Origin of the sequence: Sulfitobacter delicatus, from assembly GCF_900102535.1 — a bacterium.
Lineage (GTDB): Bacteria > Pseudomonadota > Alphaproteobacteria > Rhodobacterales > Rhodobacteraceae > Sulfitobacter > Sulfitobacter delicatus.
On sequence record NZ_FNBP01000008.1, the window covers coordinates 94,083 to 112,128 of the forward strand.

Annotated in this window: 20 protein-coding genes; 5 read left to right on the top strand and 15 right to left on the bottom strand. The window is 62.7% G+C overall.

Annotation, left to right across the window (positions count from 1 at the left end; genetic code table 11):
* Positions 1-78 precede the first annotated feature (78 nt).
* Together BLS57_RS13860 and BLS57_RS13865 are read left to right on the top strand one after the other, a co-directional pair.
* Positions 79-1,614, top strand: a complete 1,536-nt coding sequence (locus BLS57_RS13860) for an ATP-dependent DNA helicase (RefSeq protein ID WP_093743314.1) — start codon at positions 79-81, stop codon at positions 1,612-1,614.
* Positions 1,611-2,306 carry an SDR family oxidoreductase gene (locus BLS57_RS13865; RefSeq protein WP_093743315.1) on the top strand — a complete coding sequence of 232 codons (696 nt, stop codon included), beginning with the start codon at positions 1,611-1,613 and terminating at the stop codon, positions 2,304-2,306. Before BLS57_RS13860 ends, BLS57_RS13865 begins: the two co-directional genes overlap by 4 nt.
* Here the strand turns inward: BLS57_RS13865 and BLS57_RS13870 are convergent.
* From BLS57_RS13870 to BLS57_RS13910, 9 genes are all read right to left on the bottom strand, one after another.
* Positions 2,303-3,067, bottom strand: a complete 765-nt coding sequence (locus tag BLS57_RS13870) for a TIGR02186 family protein (RefSeq protein ID WP_093743316.1) — start codon at positions 3,065-3,067, stop codon at positions 2,303-2,305. The two genes, BLS57_RS13865 and BLS57_RS13870, sit on opposite strands and share 4 nt — an antisense overlap.
* On the bottom strand, positions 3,067-3,978 hold the full coding sequence (locus tag BLS57_RS13875) for a sulfite exporter TauE/SafE family protein (protein ID WP_093743317.1): 912 nt from the start codon (positions 3,976-3,978) through the stop codon (positions 3,067-3,069). Before BLS57_RS13875 ends, BLS57_RS13870 begins: the two co-directional genes overlap by 1 nt.
* A 112-nt stretch (positions 3,979-4,090) precedes the next feature.
* Positions 4,091-5,059, bottom strand: a complete 969-nt coding sequence (locus BLS57_RS13880) for an ABC transporter permease (RefSeq protein WP_093743318.1) — start codon at positions 5,057-5,059, stop codon at positions 4,091-4,093.
* A 35-nt stretch (positions 5,060-5,094) separates the two neighbouring features.
* Positions 5,095-6,255: an ABC transporter permease gene (locus BLS57_RS13885; RefSeq protein ID WP_093743319.1), complete on the bottom strand. Its 1,161-nt coding sequence runs from the start codon at positions 6,253-6,255 to the stop codon at positions 5,095-5,097.
* 1 nt (position 6,256) lies between these two features.
* Complete coding sequence (locus tag BLS57_RS13890; protein WP_093743320.1) at positions 6,257-7,858, bottom strand: ABC transporter ATP-binding protein; 1,602 nt, start codon at positions 7,856-7,858, stop codon at positions 6,257-6,259.
* 138 nt (positions 7,859-7,996) lie between these two features.
* Positions 7,997-8,998, bottom strand: coding sequence for a BMP family lipoprotein (locus tag BLS57_RS13895; RefSeq protein ID WP_093743321.1), 1,002 nt, complete (start codon positions 8,996-8,998; stop codon positions 7,997-7,999).
* 135 nt (positions 8,999-9,133) lie between these two features.
* The gene (locus BLS57_RS13900; RefSeq protein WP_093743322.1) at positions 9,134-9,562 is read right to left on the bottom strand and encodes a GNAT family N-acetyltransferase; all 429 of its coding nucleotides are present in this window, start codon (positions 9,560-9,562) and stop codon (positions 9,134-9,136) included.
* On the bottom strand, positions 9,559-10,182 hold the full coding sequence (gene tsaB, locus BLS57_RS13905) for a tRNA (adenosine(37)-N6)-threonylcarbamoyltransferase complex dimerization subunit type 1 TsaB (protein ID WP_093743323.1): 624 nt from the start codon (positions 10,180-10,182) through the stop codon (positions 9,559-9,561). Before tsaB ends, BLS57_RS13900 begins: the two co-directional genes overlap by 4 nt.
* Positions 10,175-10,735: a NifU family protein gene (locus BLS57_RS13910; protein WP_093743324.1), complete on the bottom strand. Its 561-nt coding sequence runs from the start codon at positions 10,733-10,735 to the stop codon at positions 10,175-10,177. The genes tsaB and BLS57_RS13910 overlap by 8 nt, the downstream gene beginning before the upstream one ends.
* Before the next feature lie 211 nt (positions 10,736-10,946).
* Between BLS57_RS13910 and BLS57_RS13915 the strand changes: the two genes are divergently transcribed.
* Positions 10,947-13,001, top strand: a complete 2,055-nt coding sequence (locus BLS57_RS13915; protein WP_093743325.1) for a Hint domain-containing protein — start codon at positions 10,947-10,949, stop codon at positions 12,999-13,001.
* 5 nt (positions 13,002-13,006) lie between these two features.
* Here BLS57_RS13915 and BLS57_RS13920 read toward each other — a convergent pair whose 3' ends face one another.
* From BLS57_RS13920 to BLS57_RS13930, 3 genes are all read right to left on the bottom strand, one after another.
* Entirely contained in the window at positions 13,007-13,465 is a 459-nt protein-coding gene (locus BLS57_RS13920) for a universal stress protein (RefSeq protein WP_093743326.1), read from the bottom strand.
* Positions 13,466-13,555: 90 nt separating this feature from the next.
* The gene (locus BLS57_RS13925) at positions 13,556-14,434 is read right to left on the bottom strand and encodes a branched-chain amino acid aminotransferase (protein ID WP_093743327.1); all 879 of its coding nucleotides are present in this window, start codon (positions 14,432-14,434) and stop codon (positions 13,556-13,558) included.
* Between the two features lie 11 nt (positions 14,435-14,445).
* Positions 14,446-14,676 (bottom strand): hypothetical protein, encoded by a 231-nt coding sequence (locus tag BLS57_RS13930; protein ID WP_093743328.1) that lies wholly within the window; start codon positions 14,674-14,676, stop codon positions 14,446-14,448.
* Positions 14,677-14,798: 122 nt separating this feature from the next.
* Between BLS57_RS13930 and BLS57_RS13935 the strand changes: the two genes are divergently transcribed.
* Positions 14,799-15,509, top strand: coding sequence for a M48 family metallopeptidase (locus BLS57_RS13935; protein WP_425274351.1), 711 nt, complete (start codon positions 14,799-14,801; stop codon positions 15,507-15,509).
* Between the two features lie 4 nt (positions 15,510-15,513).
* A complete protein-coding gene (locus BLS57_RS13940; protein WP_093743330.1) occupies positions 15,514-15,870 on the top strand; it encodes a YigZ family protein in 357 nt (118 codons plus the stop codon).
* Here BLS57_RS13940 and trhA read toward each other — a convergent pair.
* The 3 genes from trhA to BLS57_RS13955 form a co-directional block, all read right to left on the bottom strand.
* Positions 15,867-16,487, bottom strand: a complete 621-nt coding sequence (trhA, locus tag BLS57_RS13945) for a PAQR family membrane homeostasis protein TrhA (RefSeq protein ID WP_093743331.1) — start codon at positions 16,485-16,487, stop codon at positions 15,867-15,869. The two genes, BLS57_RS13940 and trhA, sit on opposite strands and share 4 nt — an antisense overlap.
* Positions 16,488-16,548: 61 nt before the next feature.
* Positions 16,549-16,929, bottom strand: a complete 381-nt coding sequence (locus tag BLS57_RS13950; protein ID WP_093743332.1) for a hypothetical protein — start codon at positions 16,927-16,929, stop codon at positions 16,549-16,551.
* Between the two features lie 133 nt (positions 16,930-17,062).
* Complete coding sequence (locus BLS57_RS13955; RefSeq protein WP_093743333.1) at positions 17,063-17,959, bottom strand: LysR family transcriptional regulator; 897 nt, start codon at positions 17,957-17,959, stop codon at positions 17,063-17,065.
* Positions 17,960-18,046 lie beyond the last annotated feature (87 nt).

Sequence of the window (18,046 nt, forward strand, 5' to 3'; positions counted from 1 at the left end):
AAGTATTTTTAGCCAAAAAGAGGGTTGCCGGGCACGGCCCATCTGGCCCCCGGCGCGGGGGTCAATTAGGGTCGCGGAATGACATCAAACGCGCTCACCTATTCCGAAGATCAAGCCGCCGCTCATGACCGGGTGGCAGATATGCTGCGCTCGGCGGGCATTGATCTGGACGACAGCTTGCTGATGCCGCCCGCTGGTGGGCCGGATCAGGTGATGGCGGTGACGGGCAAGGCGGGGTCGGGCAAGACGCTGCTTTTGGCCGAGCTTTACCGGGCGCTGGAGGGGGCTGGCGTGGAGATCGTTTCGGGCGATTATGAGTCGCGCAAGAAGCGGGAGAAACGCTCGCTGGCGATTCTGGCGCCGACCAATAAGGCGGCCAGCGTCTTGCGGCTGCGCGGGGTGCCGGCGACGACGATCCACCGGATTCTTTATACGCCGGTCTATCACCCTGAGTATGAGCGCATTGCGGAATGGCTGACCGGGAATGGCGAGAAGCCGGATATCGAAGGGCTGAGCGAGCTGGCGCTGGACCGGGCGGCGGCGTTTTTTGCAAATAATAAATCGGTGCCGGGGGCGTTGGCGGCTGCTGGGCTGCGGGGCAGTGATTTCATTACCGGGTGGAAGCGGCGGGAAGAGCCGTTGGACATTGGTTTTGTCGATGAAAGCTCGATGCTGGACGACAAACAGTTTGAGGATTTGAAAGAGATTTTCCCGACGCTGCTCCTGTTTGGCGACCCCGCGCAGTTGGCGCCTGTGGGGCAGTCGGGCACGATGGTGTTTGAAAAACTGCCCGAGAAACGCGTGCTGAACCTCAACCGGATTCACCGGCAGGAGGCGGACAACCCGATCCTTGATATCGCCCATGCGTTGGCCGATCCGCAGTTGGAGTTTCATGATTTCGAGCAGATGATCGAAGACGCATCGAAGCGGGATGACCGGGTGGTCTGGGGCCAGCGGGTTGAGGTCGATCTGATGGCGCGGAGCCCGGTTTTGGTCTGGCGCAATGCCACGCGGATCAGGCTGATCAATGCTTTCCGCGCCGTGCATGGTGCGCCGGAGGATGCGCTCTTGGCAGGTGAGCCGCTGATCTGCGACGGGATTGAATTGCCGCTGAAACACCGCAAAAAGCGGCTCGATCTTGAGGCGCGGGGGCTGATTAAGGGCGCGCAGGTGGTTTATCTGGGCGAGGGGCGCAAGCCGGGGTTCAGCCGCTTGCATGTGATCGGCGCGGAAGACCCGCAGGTGAGCGCGGCGTCGATTGTGAAGATCGAAAAGCCGGATGAGGAAGAGCCGTTTATTCCTTTTGCTGCTCGGATGGGGGCGACGTTCCTGCATGGGGCGGCGGTGACGATCCATAAGGCGCAGGGCAGCCAGTGGGAGAATGTGCAGGTCTTTGCGCCGGACCTTTATGCCGCCGCGCGGATGGGGCGCTCGGAAGCCGGGCAGCCTTTGTGGAAGCGGCTTGCCTATGTCGCGATCACCCGCGCGCAGGAGCGGCTGATCTGGGTGGTGCGGAACCGGCTGAGCAAGCCTTCGGGGCCGCTCAGGGTGGATGATCTGAAGGCGGCTCCGGCGGCGGCACTGACTTTGGAAGCGACGGAGGAGGGGGCATGAAGTCAATCCTGATCACGGGGGCGAGTTCCGGTATCGGGCGGGCCACGGCAGAGATTTTTCTGGATGCGGGCTGGCGCGTTGGGTTGGTGGCGCGGCGGGCGGAGGTGCTGAACGACTTTGCGGCAGGGCACGACCACGCCGAAGCGCTTCCGGCGGATGTAACGGACGCGGGCGCGATGCGGGAGGTCTTCAATCGCTTTGGGCATATCGACGTGCTGTTCAACAATGCCGGGGTCTTTGGTCCCTCGGCCCCCATTGATGAGGTCGCGCTTGATGACTGGGCGCAGGTGCTGGCGGTCAATCTGAACGGTATGTTCATCGCCGCACAGCTGGCCTTTGCCGCGATGCGCACACAGGGCGGGGGGCGGATCATCAACAACGGGTCGCTTTCGGCCCATGTGCCGCGGCCCGGCTCGGTCTGTTATACGACGACGAAACATGCGGTGACGGGGCTGACGAAGTCGCTGTCGCTGGATGGGCGCGATTTGAATATCGCTTGCGGGCAGATCGACATCGGCAATGCCGAGACGCCGATGGTCGCCGCGTTGAAGGATCAGAACCCCGGAATGGCGGCGATGGATGTGGCCCACGCGGCGCGCTCGGTGTTGCATATGGCGGAAATGCCGCTCGACGCGAATGTGCAGTTCATGACCGTGATGGCGACGCAGATGCCCTATATCGGGCGCGGTTAACGGCGCAGTAAGCCAAAGACAGCCGAGGCGCCCCAGCCTGCGGTGATCGCGATGAAGAGCGACAGCAGACCGTAGATGAAGGCTTGCTCATGGGCGAGTTTGAACAGCCAACGCTCCAGCCCCACTTTGCGCACGTCGATCACCGTTTCATATTGTGCCACCACATCGCCTGCGCGGGTGAGGAAGATGCGCGTGTCGTAAGCGCCTTCGGTCAAGGCCGCGGGCAGGGCGATGGCGGCGCGGAAGAGGGTTTGTTCGTCCACTTTCACCCCGTCTTCGATGACTTGGTAAAGGTTCGAGGCGGTGCGCACGCGGATCAGGGCTTCGGTGAATTTCGTCGGGTTTTCGATCTCCATCGGTGCGCCGACCGAGCGGATGGCGCGGGGGATCGAGATGCGGTGGCGCAGGTCTTCGATGCGTTTGAGGACCTCCGACAGCGGGCCCGAGGTGACGACGGCGTAGAAGCTTGGCGCACGGTCGACCTCCACCGCGTCGGTGTTCACCCAGATGCCAAAGCGCCGTTCCTTGCGCCGGACCATGACCGGGGTTGAGGGGCCGGAGACGGTGACGACGACTTCGAGCGGAGCACCGTCGGGGATCGGGGTTTCACGTTTTACAGCGCCGTAGACGAGGATTTCGGAGCCGTCGAAATTGGTGGTGATAGAGACCTCGGCTTGGCTGAGGCCGAGCACGATTTCTTCTGCCGCCTTGGCGGGCAGGGCCATGAGAAAGAGGCCGGTGAGTGCGGAAAGAAGGCGCATCAGCCTGTCACCGGGCCGAGGGAGTAAAGCTCGGCCGGTTTCAGCAGCAGATCGAGCGCCAGTTTGCCGCAGACCGCCAGCACCAGCAGCGCCAGCAGGATGCGCAGTTGCTCGGCCTGCATCCGCACGCCGATGCGGGTGCCGACCTGCGCGCCGAGCACGCCGCCGACCAGCAGCAGCACGGCGAGCACGATGTCGACGGTCTGGTTGGTGGTGGCGTGCAGCATGGTGGTGAAGGCGGTGACAAAGATGATTTGCAACAGCGAGGTGCCGATCACGACTTTGGTGGGCATGCCAAGCAGGTAGATCATCGCCGGGACCATGATGAAGCCGCCGCCCACGCCCATGATCGCCGAAAGCACGCCCACGGACGCGCCGACGAGCACCGGGGGGATGACGGAGATATAGAGGCCCGAAACGCGAAAGCGCATTTTCAGGGGCAGGCCGTGGACCCAGTAGTGTTTCTTGCGTTTAACCCGCCCGCCCTTGCGCGTGCGGCGGATGGCGCGGAGCGATTCAAAGAACATCAGCCCGCCGATAATGCCGAGGAAGATGACGTAGCAGAGCGTCACCAGCAGGTCGACTTGGCCGAGCGATTTGAGGTAGTTGAAGACGATCATGCCGAGGCCGGAGCCGATCAGGCCCCCCGCCAGCAGCACCCAGCCCATTCGGAAATCCACCGTCTTGCGTTTGAGGTGCGCCAGCAGCGCCGAGAAGGACGAGGCGACGATCTGGTTGGTGGAGGTGGCCACCGCGACGGCAGGGGGGATGCCCACGAAAAACAGCAGCGGTGTAATCAGGAACCCGCCGCCGACGCCGAACATGCCCGACAGGATGCCCACAATCCCGCCCAGCCCCAGTAGGAGGAAAGCGTTAACCGAGACTTCGGCAATGGGCAGGTAGATTTGCATGGTGTTTCCTAGCCCCGAACGGCTGCCCGTTTCAACATAGCTTGGCCGCTAACTGCGACCAGCCAGAATAGGGTGCGCCGAACCGGCCCTTATGTGCAAGGGCCGGAAGGGGTTAGCGCTCTTTTACATAGGGCTCGCCGCCCGCGCGGGGCGGGATCGCCTTGCCCACGAAGCCCGCGAGGATCACCACGGTCATCAGATAGGGCAGAGCACCCAAGAGCTGGCCCTGGACCTTGATGCCAATGACCGATTGGATGACGTCAGGCCGGGTTTCCAGCGCACCGAAAAGGCCGAAGAGCAGCGTGGCCCAGAGAGCGTACCACGGGCGCCATTTGGCGAAGATCAGGGCGGCGAGGGCGATGAAGCCCCGGCCTGCGGACATGTCTTTGACAAAGCCCGCTTGCAGCGCGGTGCTGAGGTAAGCCCCCGCGACGCCGCAGAGCAGCCCGGCGATGCCGACAGCCGCGTAGCGCAGCCCGACGACCGAGACACCAGCGGTGTCCACGGCGGCGGGGTTCTCACCCACGGCACGCAGGCGCAGGCCGAAACGGGTGCGGAACAGGATCCACCATGTCAGCGGCACGGCGAGGAAGGCGGCATAGACCAAGATCGAATGGCCGGAGATCAGCTCTTCGTAGAGCGGGCCGAGGAAGGGGACGTCTTCGACGGTTTTGGCGAAGGGCAGGGTGATCGGCTCGAACCGCGCACCGCCAAAGAGCGACGGGGTGCGGCCGCCTTGGGCGAACCAGTCTTGGGCGATCAGAACGGTCATGCCTGCGGCGAGGAAGTTGATCGCCACGCCGGAGATCAACTGGTTGCCGCGGAAGGTGATGGAGGCGAGGCCGTGGACAGCGCTGAGCACCATAGACGCGCCGATGCCCGCCGCGAGGCCAAGCCAGACCGACCCGGTGATCGACGCCAGCGCCGCTGAGAAGAAGGCCGCGGCCAGCATCTTGCCTTCGAGCCCGATGTCAAAGACCCCGGCGCGTTCGGAAAACAGACCGGCAAGGCAGGCCAGAAGCAGCGGCGTGGCGAGGCGCACGGTGCTGTCGAGCAGTTGGATGAGCGTGATGTAGTCCATAGGTCAGACCCGCTTTCTCAGGGGGGTATAGGGGCTCATTCCGCGCTCTCCGACTGGGCGCTGCGGGGGCCGGGTTTGGGCTCGGTCTCAGGCGTGGGCGACGGCGGGCCGGGGCGGCGGAACATCAAGAAAAGCCGTTCCAGCGGCATCCGCACCATGTTGTCGAGCGCGCCTGTGAAGAGGATCACCAAGGCTTGGATCACGACGATCAACTCGCGGGGGATCGAGGTCCAGAGCGCCAGTTCTGCGCCGCCTTGGTAGAGGAAGCCGAAGAGGAGGGCGGCAAAGAAGACGCCAACGGGGTGTGAGCGGCCCATCAGTGCCACGGCGATGCCGATAAAGCCCGCGCCTTCGGTGGCGTTCAGCACCAGACGTTCGCTTTCGCCCATGACGTTGTTGATCGCCATCAGGCCCGCAAGCGCGCCGGAGATGATCATCGTGACCATGGTGATGCGCACGGGCGAGATGCCCGCATATTTGGCGGCGGGCTGGGAATGGCCATAGGCGCGGATCTCATAGCCTAAACGGGTGCGCCAGATCAGCATCCAGATCACCACGCAGGCCGCCACGGCCACGAGCAGCGAAACGTTTGCAGGGGCGGATTTGGAGAAGGCGATGCCAAGGGGGGCGAGAAGTTCATGCAGGGTAGGGAGGTGTACGGCTTCGGGGAAGCGTGCACTTGCAGGGTCCATGCTGCCCGGCGGGCGCATGACATTGACGAGCACGTAGTTCAGCAGCGCGGCGGCGATAAAGTTGAACATGATCGTGGTGATCACGACGTGGCTGCCGCGTTTGGCCTGTAGCCAGCCCGGGATCGCCGCCCAGACTGCGCCAAAGAGCGCTGCCATGGTGCCCGCGCCGATCAGCGCCAGTGTCCAATGCGGCCAAGGGATATAGAGCGCTGCCAAGGCCACACCCAGACCGCCCAACATCGCCTGACCTTCGCCGCCGATGTTAAAGAGCCGCGCGTGGAAGGCCACGGCGACGGCGAGGCCGGTGAAGATGAAGTTGGTGGCGTAATAAAGCGTGTAGCCCCAGCCATAGGTCGAGCCGAGCGCGCCTTTGACCATGAGGTTCACGGCGGCAATGGGGTCTTCGCCGATGGCGAGGATCACCAGTGCCGAGAGGATCGCCGCCAGCAGCAGCGAGATCAGCGGCACGAGGATCACCTCGGCCCATTTTGGCATCACGTCCATCTCAGACCTCCTTGCTGGCGTCGCCGCCAACGCGGGCGAGATTGGCCTCAACCTCGGCCACGCTATGTTCGTTTTCGGTGTCGGTGATGCCTGCCATAAGCAGCCCCAATTCCTTCTCGTCGGTCTGATCTGCGGCGCGTTCGCCCATGATCTGCCCGTCGAACATCACCGCGATGCGGTCCGAGAGGGCGAGGATTTCTTCAAGCTCGACCGAAACCAGCAGGATCGCCTTGCCTTGGTCGCGCAGGGCGATGATCTGCTCGTGAATGAACTCAATCGCGCCGATGTCGACCCCGCGGGTGGGCTGGCCGATGAGCAGCAGGTCCGGGTTACGTTCGATCTCGCGGGCCAGAACGATTTTCTGTTGGTTACCGCCCGAGAAATTTTTGGCCGCCAGCGTCGGGTCGGGCGGGCGCACGTCGAAACGCGCCATCTTGTCTTCGGCATCGGCGCGGATCGCGGCGTGATCCATCAACATGCCGCTGTTGAAGCGGTCGTCGTGGTGGTAGCCGAAGACGTTATTCTCCCACGCCTGAAAATCCATGATCAGACCTTCGCGCTGGCGGTCTTCGGGCACATGGGCCACGCCCCGCGCACGGCGCGATTGGCCGTCGGATTTCTTGCCAGAGAGGTCAAGCGGGGTGCCGTTCAGGGTCACGCTGCCGGTGCCATCAGCATAGCCGCCCAGCACTTCGAGCAGTTCGGATTGGCCGTTGCCCGCCACACCCGCAAGGCCCAGCACTTCACCAGCGCGGACTTGCAGATCAATGCCGCGCAGACGTTCCACGCCTTTGCTGTCGACAACCCGCAATCCTTTGACATCCAAAATGACCTCGCCCGGCGTCGCGGGCTTTTTATTGACGCGCAGCAAGACCTTACGGCCGACCATCAGCTCGGCCAATTCGGGCGGCGAGGTCTCGGCGGTTTTCACGGTGGCGGTCATCTGGCCGCGGCGCATGACCGACACGGTGTCGGTGATCTCCATGATCTCGCGCAGCTTGTGGGTGATCAGGATAATGGTTTTGCCCTCGGAGCGCAGACGCCCGAGGATGCGGAACAACTGGTCGGCCTCGGCGGGGGTCAGCACGCCTGTGGGCTCGTCCAAGATGAGGATATCGGCCTGACGGTAGAGCGCCTTGAGGATTTCCACACGCTGCTGCATGCCGACGCCGATGTCTTGGATCAACGCATCGGGGTCGACGTTAAGGCCGTAGTCCTCGGCCAAGCTGACAAGCGTCTTGCGGGCCTTGGACAGGGACGGCTTGAGCAGGCGGCCATCTTCGGCGCCCAGAATGATGTTTTCCAGCACGGTGAAGTTCTCGACCAGCTTGAAGTGCTGGAACACCATGCCGATGCCCGCCGCGATGGCGGCTTGGCTGTCGGGAATGTCGGTTTTCTTGCCACTGATGAAAATCTCACCGGCGTCGGCTTTGTAAAAGCCATAGAGGATCGACATCAGGGTCGATTTGCCCGCGCCGTTTTCGCCGATGATCCCGTGGATCGTGCCGGGCATGACGCGGATCGAGATGTCTTTGTTGGCCTGCACCGGGCCGAAGGCCTTGGAGATGCCCTTGAGTTCGATCGCGGGAGCGGTATCGGTCATGTCAAAAAGTCCTGTGGCCGTTGTGGCCCATTAGCTTGAATTGGCACATCTCTGTCCGGGGTCGGCGGTCGTGGGTTCGGAAAAGGCCGCGCCGATGAAACGACGCGGCCCAGAGGGTAAGTTTAGGTTAACCTATGTTCAGAAGTCCAGCGCCGGGCAGCTGTCATTCTCGTAGTAGGAGACAACCTTGATCTCGCCGTCGATGATCTTCTGGCGCGCTTCTTCAACGGCCTTCTTCATCTCTTCGGTGACCAGATCGGCGTTGTGCTCGTCCATGGCGACGCCGACACCTTCTTCGGCCAGACCAAGGGTGACAACTTCGCCAACTTCGAGGTCTTCACCGGCTTTCATCGCTTCATAAACGGCGACGTCAACGCGCTTGAGCATGGAGGTCAGGACCTTGCCCGGGTGCAGGTGGTTCTGGTTGCTGTCCACGCCGATCGACAGGATGCCTTCGTCGGCAGCGGTTTGCAGCACACCAACGCCGGTGCCGCCTGCTGCGGCATAAACCACATCAGCGCCTTGGTTGATCTGTGCTTTGGTGATCTCGGAGCCTTTCACCGGGTCGTTCCAAGCGGCAGGTGTGGTGCCGGTCATGTTGGCGACGATCTTGGCGTCGGGGTTGGTGGCCATGACGCCTTGGGCATAGCCGCAGCCGAAGTGGCGGATCAGAGGCACGTCCATGCCGCCGACAAAGCCGACGGTGCCGGATTCGGACGCCATCGCGGCCATGACGCCAACGAGGTAGGAGCCTTCGTGCTCGGCAAAGCTCACCTGACGCACGTTGGGCAGGTCGAGCCAGTTCACGTCAACCACGGCGAATTTGGTGTCGGGGTAGTCAGGGGCGACTGTGGAGAGCGGATCGGCCATGGCGAAACCCATGGTGATGATCGGGTTGGCACCGGATTCGGCAAAGCGGCGCAGGGCCTGCTCGCGCTGTGCTTCGGACTGCATTTCGATCTCGGCAAACTTGCCGCCGGTCTCTTCGGCCCAGCGGGTCGCGCCGTTAAAGGCCGCTTCGTTGAAGCTTTTGTCGAACTTGCCGCCAAGGTCAAAGATCAGCGCCGGTTCGGCCAGTGCAGCGCCCGACGTGAGCGCGAGGCCAGCGGCAGCGCCGAGGAATTTCGTCATGAGGGTCATGTAGTGTCTCCCGTGGTGTGGTGCCGGACGGTTGGGACAAGCCTGCCGTCCTGGCGTTGATTGGATCAATTGATCAGGTGCAATTTAGGGTGCAGGCAGGGGGTGGGGTCAACCGCTTTTTGCGTTGGGCGCTTGCTAATTGCCAGAGTGACCATGGGTCAAGGTGCGGCGCAGGATGCAGGCATCGACCGCCGGGCCAGTGCTGCGCGCGTAATAGGCGCGGCGCGTGGCGACTTCGGCAAAGCCTAGGGAGGCATAAAGCGCGCGGGCCGGTGTGTTGTCGGCTGCGACTTCGAGAAAGGCGCTTGTTGTTTCCGGGGGCAGGGCGGTGATCCAGTCATGAACCAAGGCGCGTCCGATTCCGCGTCGTTGTCGGGCGGGATCGACGGCAAGGGTCAAAAGCTCGGATTCGTCGACGATGGTACGGGTGAGGGCGAAACCGCCCGGGCGGGTCGTTAGAGCGACGAAAGGGCTGTCGAGCAGGCTCGCAAATTCCTCCGCGCTCCACGGCCGGTCGCGCGTAAAGGCGGCAGCATGCAGCGCGGCCAGTTCTGCCGGTGTCACGGCAAAAGCACCGGGGCGGCATCGCGCGCGGGTGCAGCGTCTGCCGGGCGCAGGTAGAGCGGGGCCGGGCGGGCTGGATTGGCGGCAAAACGTTTGGCGGCGATGCGGGCGATTGCTTCGGCCACGGGGAGGGCAGAGGGCTGGCCGCCCGCGCCGATCAGCGGGCCATCGAATGCGGGCAGATCGTTGGCATCGTAAAGCGCAGGCTCAGCGATGGGGGGGTTGTCGAAACCTTGCAGAAATACCTGATCCCGACGCGCATCCACGGCGCAGGCGCAAGGGCCGTCATGGCCTTCGCGCAGTGCGTCGAATGCGTCCACACCGACTGCTGGAATGCCAAGGCCAAGCGCGAGACCCCGCGCGGCGGAGACGGCAATGCGGATACCGGTGAAATTACCAGGACCAATGCCAACGCCAAGGGCCGTGAGATCGCCATAGGTGACGCCAGCCTCTTCCAGCAGTTCTTCGCAGAGCACCAGAATGCGTTCGGCCTGTCCTTTGGTCATCGGCTCAACCCGGCTGACCAGAACCCGGTCACCGGACAGCAAAGCGGCCGCGCAATGCGCGGCCGACGTGTCGAAGGCCAGAACCAGCGGCGCTTGGGGCGCTTGGTCAGGCAACCGGGCGCACCTCGGTCACTTCGGGGATATAGTGGCGCAGCAGGTTCTCGATGCCCATTTTCAACGTCAGTGTCGAAGAGGGGCAGCCCGCGCAGGCGCCCTGCATGTGCAGATAGACGACGCCACGCTCAAAGCCGTGGAAGGTGATGTCGCCACCGTCTTGGGCCACTGCGGGGCGTACGCGGCTGTCGAGCAATTCCTTGATTTGGCCCACAATCTCACCGTCTTCGCCGTCATGGGCGGCATGGCCCGAGCCGGGCTGGTGGTCGGAGGCCATAACGGCCTCACCGGACTGGAAATGCTCCATGATTGCGCCCAGCAGGGCAGGCTTCACATGGTCCCATTCAACGGTGTCGGCCTTGGTCACGGTCACAAAGTCGGTGCCGAAGAACACGCCGGTCACACCTTCAACAGCAAAGAGACGCTGCGCCAGCGGCGAAGTTGCGCCCGCTTCGGGGGTGGGGAAATCGGCGGTGCCCATCTCCAACACGGTCTGACCCGGCAGGAACTTGAGCGTTGCGGGGTTCGGAGTGGATTCGGTCTGGATGAACATGGGATTTACCTCGCTTTCGGCGTGCGTCTGATATGCGCTTCGTGTTGCGGCAAGTCAAGGTTTGGAACGATTCTAAACAGTTTCCGACGATGAGACGCCTGCTGCAGGCTGTCGGGCTGGCGGGTTCGGGGTTTATCTCAAACTGTCGGTTTAACGCTTTCTTCGCGGCTTTGCGGGACAAGGCTACTCGGACCATCCGAGGGAGCAGGCAATGCCAATTTATTCTGTAGGAAGCTATAACACCGACGCCTTTCAGATTACCCCGACGGGTCATCTGCGTCTAAACCCCGATTTCGACGCCAGTACAGACGCGATGCGCTATGACATCGAAGACGATGAAACGGCGTATAACGGCGACAGTACCAATGACGAGATTGGCAATGATGCCACGCAATATGGATACCAATACGACGCAAACGGCAATCTGGTTGGCCAAGGGCAAACATATCTCGAAGGCAGTTGGACGCTGGATGACGGTAACGGCAATACCGTCACGCTCTATCAAGTGGAAAGCGGGGGGGTGCATACCGGATGGGTCGCGGATGGACCGATTACGCCGGGGGTGGCCTATACCTACTCCGGTCCAAATCAAGTCGACAGCAGCAACGCGCCTGCCTACCGCGATCTTGTTGGGCCGACCGATGATCCGGATGCCGCCAATAGCTATGAGGGCGGTGCCTATAATGACGACATTCGCGCCGGGGCCGAGGCTGACAGCGTCTCGGGTGGAGCGGGGGACGACACCATTGACGGCGGTGCGGGCAACGACACGCTCGATGGTGGCACGGGCAACGACACGATCTATTACGGCAGCGGCGCCAATGTCGTGCGCGGTGGGGACGGGGCAGACTGGATAGACGAAAGCGCCTCTGGCCGCAGCGACACCTCAGGCGACACCCTGGACGGGGGCGCGGGGAACGACACGATCCTTAGCGGCGACGGGAATGATCAGATTTCCGGTGGAGCCGACAACGACTGGATCAGCGCTGAGGGCGGCGACGATACGATTGATGGCGGTGACGGTGATGACACGGTCTACGGCGGGGAAGGAAATGATTCCATCTCGGGCGGGCTTGGCAACGACGTGCTCTCTGGCGGGGGTGGTACCGATACGATCCACGGCGGAGGCGGCGACGACCGGATCATCGGCAGCGAAGGCAACGACAGTCTCTATGGCGATGCGGGTGCGGATACGATTCACGGCGAGGGGGGCGACGATTCCATCAGCGGTGGCGAGGGCAACGACAGCCTCTATGGCGGCGCGGACCAGGACACGATACAGGGCGGCGCGGGGGATGACCTGCTTGCCGGGGAGGCTGGCGACGACTCGCTTGTGGGGGGTGAAGGCCGCGATACGCTAAGCGGCGGCAGCGGCGATAACACCATGACAGGCGGGGCGGGCGATGACACCTACCTCCTTGGCGCGACCAGCAGCAATACCGTCACGGATTTCGACACCGGTGACCAAGATCGTGATGGGTATTACAACGACCAGTTGGATGTCTCTGAACTGCGCACGCTGGAGGGCAACCCGGTGCGTGTCTGGGATGTGGTGGTCAGCGATGACGGCTTTGGCAATGCCTTGCTGACTTTCCCTGAGGGAGAGACGGTCGTGATGCAGGGGGTCTCGCCCGCCCAGATGTCCACCACCGCGCAGATACAGGCTGCCGGTGTACCTTGTTTTACCGCGGGCACGATGATCCGTACTCCAGACGGCGAAGTGCCGGTCGAGAACCTGCAGGAGGGCGATCTAGTACAAACCCGGGACAACGGGGTGCAACCGGTGATCTGGGCCGGCCAACGGCATCTCGGTGCGGCGGCCCTTGCGGCCGCGCCGGCGTTGCGCCCGATCCACATCGCTCCCGGTGCGCTGGGCAATGCGCGCGCCTTGCGTCTGTCGTCGCAGCACGCGCTGGCGGTGGACTTACCCGGGGCGGGCGCGTCGCTCTTGCGGGCAGGTCGCGCCGCCCGGATCGCGGGTGGAGGCATTCGTGTGGCGCAGGGGGTTCGGGAGGTCACCTATGTGCATATCATGCTGGAGCGGCACGAGATCGTCTTTGCCAACGGCACCCCGGCTGAAAGTTTCTACCCCGGTCCTTGGGGGCTGCGCATGATGGGGATGCGGGCGCTGAACGGCATCGCGCGGGCTCTGCCGGGGCTTGGGCGCGGGCCTGTGGGTACGCTCTATGGACCGCAGGTTCACGCGTTGACAACCAGTGCAGCCATGCCAGAGCGGGTGGACGATCTGCGTCCGGCTTGGGGGTAGGGCGGTCAGGTAATCGCTTCGAGCTGTTCTTTGCTAAGGTCGCCCGGCACGATGGTAATCGGCACCGGCAGCGACCCGGCCGCGCGGGTAAGTTGGGTGACCAGCGGGCCGGGGCCTTGCTTGCGGTCACCGCTGGCGCCGAGGACCAGCACGCCAATGCTGGGATCGTCGGAAAGCTGCTGAATGATCTCTTCGGTCGGCTCGCCCTCACGGATCACCAACTCGGGGTCGACGCCCTGCTTATCGCGCATCCATTTCGCGAAGACTTCAAAGTGCACTTCGATCCGCTCACGCGCTTCTTCGCGCATCAGATCCCCGACGCCGATCCAGTGATTGAACTCTTCGGGCGGGATCACCGACAGCACGGCGACACCGCCGCCGGTACGGGCTGCGCGTAGGGCTGCAAAACGCATCGCGTTGAGGCATTCGGTACTATCGTCCAGCACCACTAGGAATTTCCGCATCAAACCTCTCTTTGCACCGCTTTAGGGGGCGCTGCGATCATGGCGCGGGGGCGCGGCGCTGGCAATTGTTTTTGCCCGCGCCGCCGCCGGTTACCCGCGCTGGCTGGCAGCCCAGTCCCAATACATTTCGCGCACTTGGCGCGTGATCGGGTTCTGGTTCGGGCCAGTGCCATATTGCGTGTCGTCAAAGGCGCTGACCGGGGTGACTTTCATCATATTGCCGGACAGAAAGACTTCGTCCGCCGCATGGAAATCGTCAAAGGTCAGAACCTTCTCATGCACCTTCATACCCGCCTCGCGCATGTTCGACATGTGCCGCGCGCGGGTGATCCCGGCAAGGAAGGTGCCGTTCGGGATGGGGGTAAAGACCTCGCCATCCTTGACCATAAAGACATTGGCGCTGGCGCTTTCGGCGACATTGCCCATGGCATCGGCGACCAGCGCGTTGCCGAACCCTTTGGACCGCGCCTCGACCATCATGCGGGCGTTGTTGGGGTAAAGGCAGCCTGCCTTGGCGTTGACCACATTGTCTTCCAGCACCGGGCGGCGGAAGCGGGTGCGGGTGAGGGTGGTCGCAGCCTCGGGCGGGGCCATTGGGATGGCCTCAAGGCTGATCGCAAAGCCGGTGGCGCCTTTTAGCGGGACGATGCCCAACTCGTCCCCCGCCAGCGCCCAATACATCGGCCGGATATAGACCGCCTGATCACGGCCATAGCTCTTCAACCCTTCGCGCACAGCCTCGACCATGGCGTCAGTCTCAACCGTGGGGGTGATCATCAGCGCCTTGGCCGAGCGGTTGATCCGCGCGCAATGCGCTTCCAGATCGGGGGCCAGCCCATCGAAAAGACGCGCGCCGTCAAAGACGGTCGTGCCGAGCCACGCACCGTGGTCGGCGGCCTTAATCGTCGGCAGATCGCCGTCGTGCCACGTGCCGTTAAAATAGGTCTTGATGTCGGTGCCGGTGGCCATGTCGCGGGTCCTTAAGAGTTGCTTCGGTAGATGCCTTCGGGCAGGTTCAGCGCCGCCGTTAGATCGCTTAATTGCGCAGGCGACAGGGTGATCTTGGCCACACGATCCGTGCGGGGATCCCACTGCTCAATCGTGATCTGCCCGGCAAAGGCAGAGACGGTGACGTCCTCGCGCAGGGGGGCGTCGGATTCGTCGATCAGGGTGATGACGGTGGCGTCGAATTCGTGCTCGATGGTAAACATGAGGGCACATTAGGCTTTGTGCGGATAAGCGCAAGGCCGCCGTCAAAGCCGCGTGAACGGGGGTGGCAGCGGCGGGGCGGCATGATACACCAAAGGTCGCAAACCTGAGTGAAGGATCCGTCGTGAGAGTGAAGAATATCCTTGGCGTTTTGGGCGCCGCTGTCCTGCTCTCGGCCTGCGAAGTGGTGCCGGTGCAAACGGGTCCGATCCCCTCTGGCACAACCAATTCTCCGCTGCGCAATGCGGATGCGGCGGCGCGGAGCTTTGTGCAGGTGGTCCAGACGATTGAGCCTGTGGCAGAGCGTGAATGCCGCGCCCGAACCACCGGGGTGAACTGTGACTTCAGAATCGTCGTGGATGACAGACCCGGCCAACCTGCGAATGCCTTTCAGACCTTGGATGAGAATGGCCGCCCCATCGTGGCCTTTACGCTCGGGCTGATCGCGGATGCGCGCAATGATGACGAACTGGCTTTCGTGCTCGGCCATGAGGCCGCGCATCACATCGCCGGACATATCGGGCGTCAGCAACAAAATGCCATGGCGGGGGCGGTAATCTTTGCTGGCATCGCAACATTGAGCGGTGGCGATGCCAATGCGGTGCGCACCGCGCAGGAGCTTGGCGCGGAGGTGGGCGCGCGGCGCTATTCCAAAGATTTTGAACTGGAAGCTGACGCACTTGGTACCATTATCACCGCGCGGGCGGGCTATGACCCGCTGCGCGGGGCGGAGTTCTTTACCCGCATTCCTGATCCGGGCGACCGCTTTCTGGGAACCCACCCGCCCAATACGGCACGGCTCGACACGGTGCGGCGCACGGCAGCGGGGCTCTGACGGTTTGCGCAAACTGGGACAGGTGCTGAACGACCGCGGGTCGAAATATGCGGTGTCGGGCTGTCCTGCGGGCAGCCGGACCGAAGTCGATGCCGCTCTCAAATCACTCAAACGCGATAAGGCCTATGCCAAGGCCACGCATAACACTTGGGCGGTGTTGTTGTCAGACGGCGGGCCGCTCAAGGGCGACGACGGCGAATCCGGTGCAGGAATGGTCATTGTCCGCATGTTGGAGCGGGAAGGGCTGGAGGATCACCTGATTGTCGTGACGCGCTGGTATGGCGGGAAACACTTGGGCGGCGATCGTTTCCGCCATGTGCAGACCTGCGTGCGTGCCTATCTCGATGAGGTCGGCGCTTAAAGGCTCAGGGCAATGGCGGCAAAGAAGCAGGCCGTCGCAATAAGCACGAAAACATGCCAGATCGCATTCTGATAGCGCATGCCGGGGTGGGCATAGACCACTGTGCCTGCCGAATAGATCAGCCCGCCCGCAGCCACCAGGGCCAGCGCCGCGCCGGGCAGATTGTGCCACATCGGATAGATCAGCAGGACCGACAGCCAGCCCATACCGAGGTAAAGCGCCAGTGAGCCGCGCGCATCTGTGCGCCAGAACCACAGCTTTGCCACCGCGCCAATCATTGCGAGCGCCCAGACCACGCCCAAGATGCCATAGGCAAAGCCCGAGCCGATCACCATGACCAGCGGTGTATAGGTGCCTGCAATTTTGAAGTAGATCGCCGCATGATCAAGACGGCCAAGGAAGGCGCGGCTGCGCTCGAAGGGCAGCAGGTGATAGACTGCTGAGGCCGTGAAAGAAGCGATAACGCAGGCGGCATAAATCGCCGCTGCGGTCATTGTACCTTCTTGCCCCGCAACATGCATCACCAGCAGGATGCTCGCCGGGATCGCAAAGCTCAGCCCCAGCACATGAACGGTGCCGTCTGCCAGAGTTTCCGCTGTCGAGGTCGGGTAAGCCATGCCCTAAACCTAGCGGGCTAGTATGACCTTTCCATGACTGACCCTGCGTAAACTTAGCGGGTCACGGTTTGTTGCCATCGATCCAGCGGGACATCAGGGTTTTGTCGCGAAAGCACTCCTGCGGCACGTCGCGACGCTTCAGCCGCGCAATCCGCTCGGCAAAGGCGACCTGTTTGGCGGACGGGTAGGCCGCAAATGGCCCGTCGATCACGCGCGGTTTATGCGCCTCGATCCAAGAAGACAGCGCTGCGCGATCATGTTCGATGCCTTTGGGCAGATCATCACCGGACTTGCGCGCGAGGCTGCGGGCATAGGCCATTTGCTTTTCGGTGGCGGGCATACGGCGGTCCGCCTGCCGGGGCTGGGCGCTATCGCTACCGCGCGCAGGGCGTGCGCCCTTTTCAGGGTCAAAGATACCGGGAAACTGAGGCTGAAAAGACATTTGTCATTCCTTTGCTGCTGTCTTCGATATATAGAACAGAAAGGGAACATTTTCAATGTCTGACGCTAGGTATCCCTCTCGCTTGAGGTATATGTAGTGTTCGTAGTTTGGCTTTCCACAATATCGGCTATGTTCAGCCGGTCCGAATACGTTCTGCGGCTTCAGCAATCAGTTTTGCGGCGCGTTCCAGTCTGGCAGCCAACGGTCTGCCCCGTCGCTGTGCCAACCACAGCCCATGCCAGCGTCTTTGCGGCAGGGTGACCTGACGAAGCAGATCCTTTGCGGCAAAGGTCTCCACCCCACTGCGCGGCAGCAACGTATAGCCAACCCCTCGGGCCACGGCAGCGGGAATTTGGCCGATCTGGTTTATATATCCCCGCAGCTTCAACCGGTCTGCGCCCGGATAGTCGCCGGGGAAGTTCGCCTGCAGCAGATCGTCGGCATAGGCAAAGCCGTCCGGATGGGCGATGAACCCCCGCGCATTGAGCGCAGCGAAGCTTGTGATCCGCTCCGGGGCCTCAACCGGCAGGACGAGGCAAAGTTCCTCTTCTCCCAAATGGCGCGCTTCAAGGCGGGCATGGGATGGCTCCTCACTCAGCACGCCTAGGTCAAAGCGCCCGTCGAGCAAGCCCGTCCGGATCGTCGGCTGCGGGGCGGCTTCGAGGTGGACGGTGAGGGCGGGGGCGCTCTGCATCCAGTCGATTAAAAGCGGGTGGAGCAGCATGGCGAAACTGCCGGAACAGGCGATATGCACCGTGCCGTGATCCGGAAGGTCGGTGGCGATCCGCTCGCGGAGGTCGTTTTCTTCGCGGCGGCGGGCAAGGCCGGTTTCAAACAGCGCTTCACCTGCTGGGGTGAGCACGAACTTTTTGCCTTGCCGGACGATCAGGGGCTGGCCGAGTTGGTCCTCAAGCTTGCGCAGATGTTGGGAGACACCGGGCTGGGTCATGTTCAGCCGTTCCGCCGTGCGGGTGAAGTGGCCCATCTCGCAGAGTGTGGTGAAGGTTTCGAGCCAAGTCGCGTTCAGCATTAGAACGATCCGTTATGATTCTGATGAGGTTTGATAATTTCACATGAGAGGTGCGCCTGTCTATCTCTGCTTCAACGCAAAAAAGGA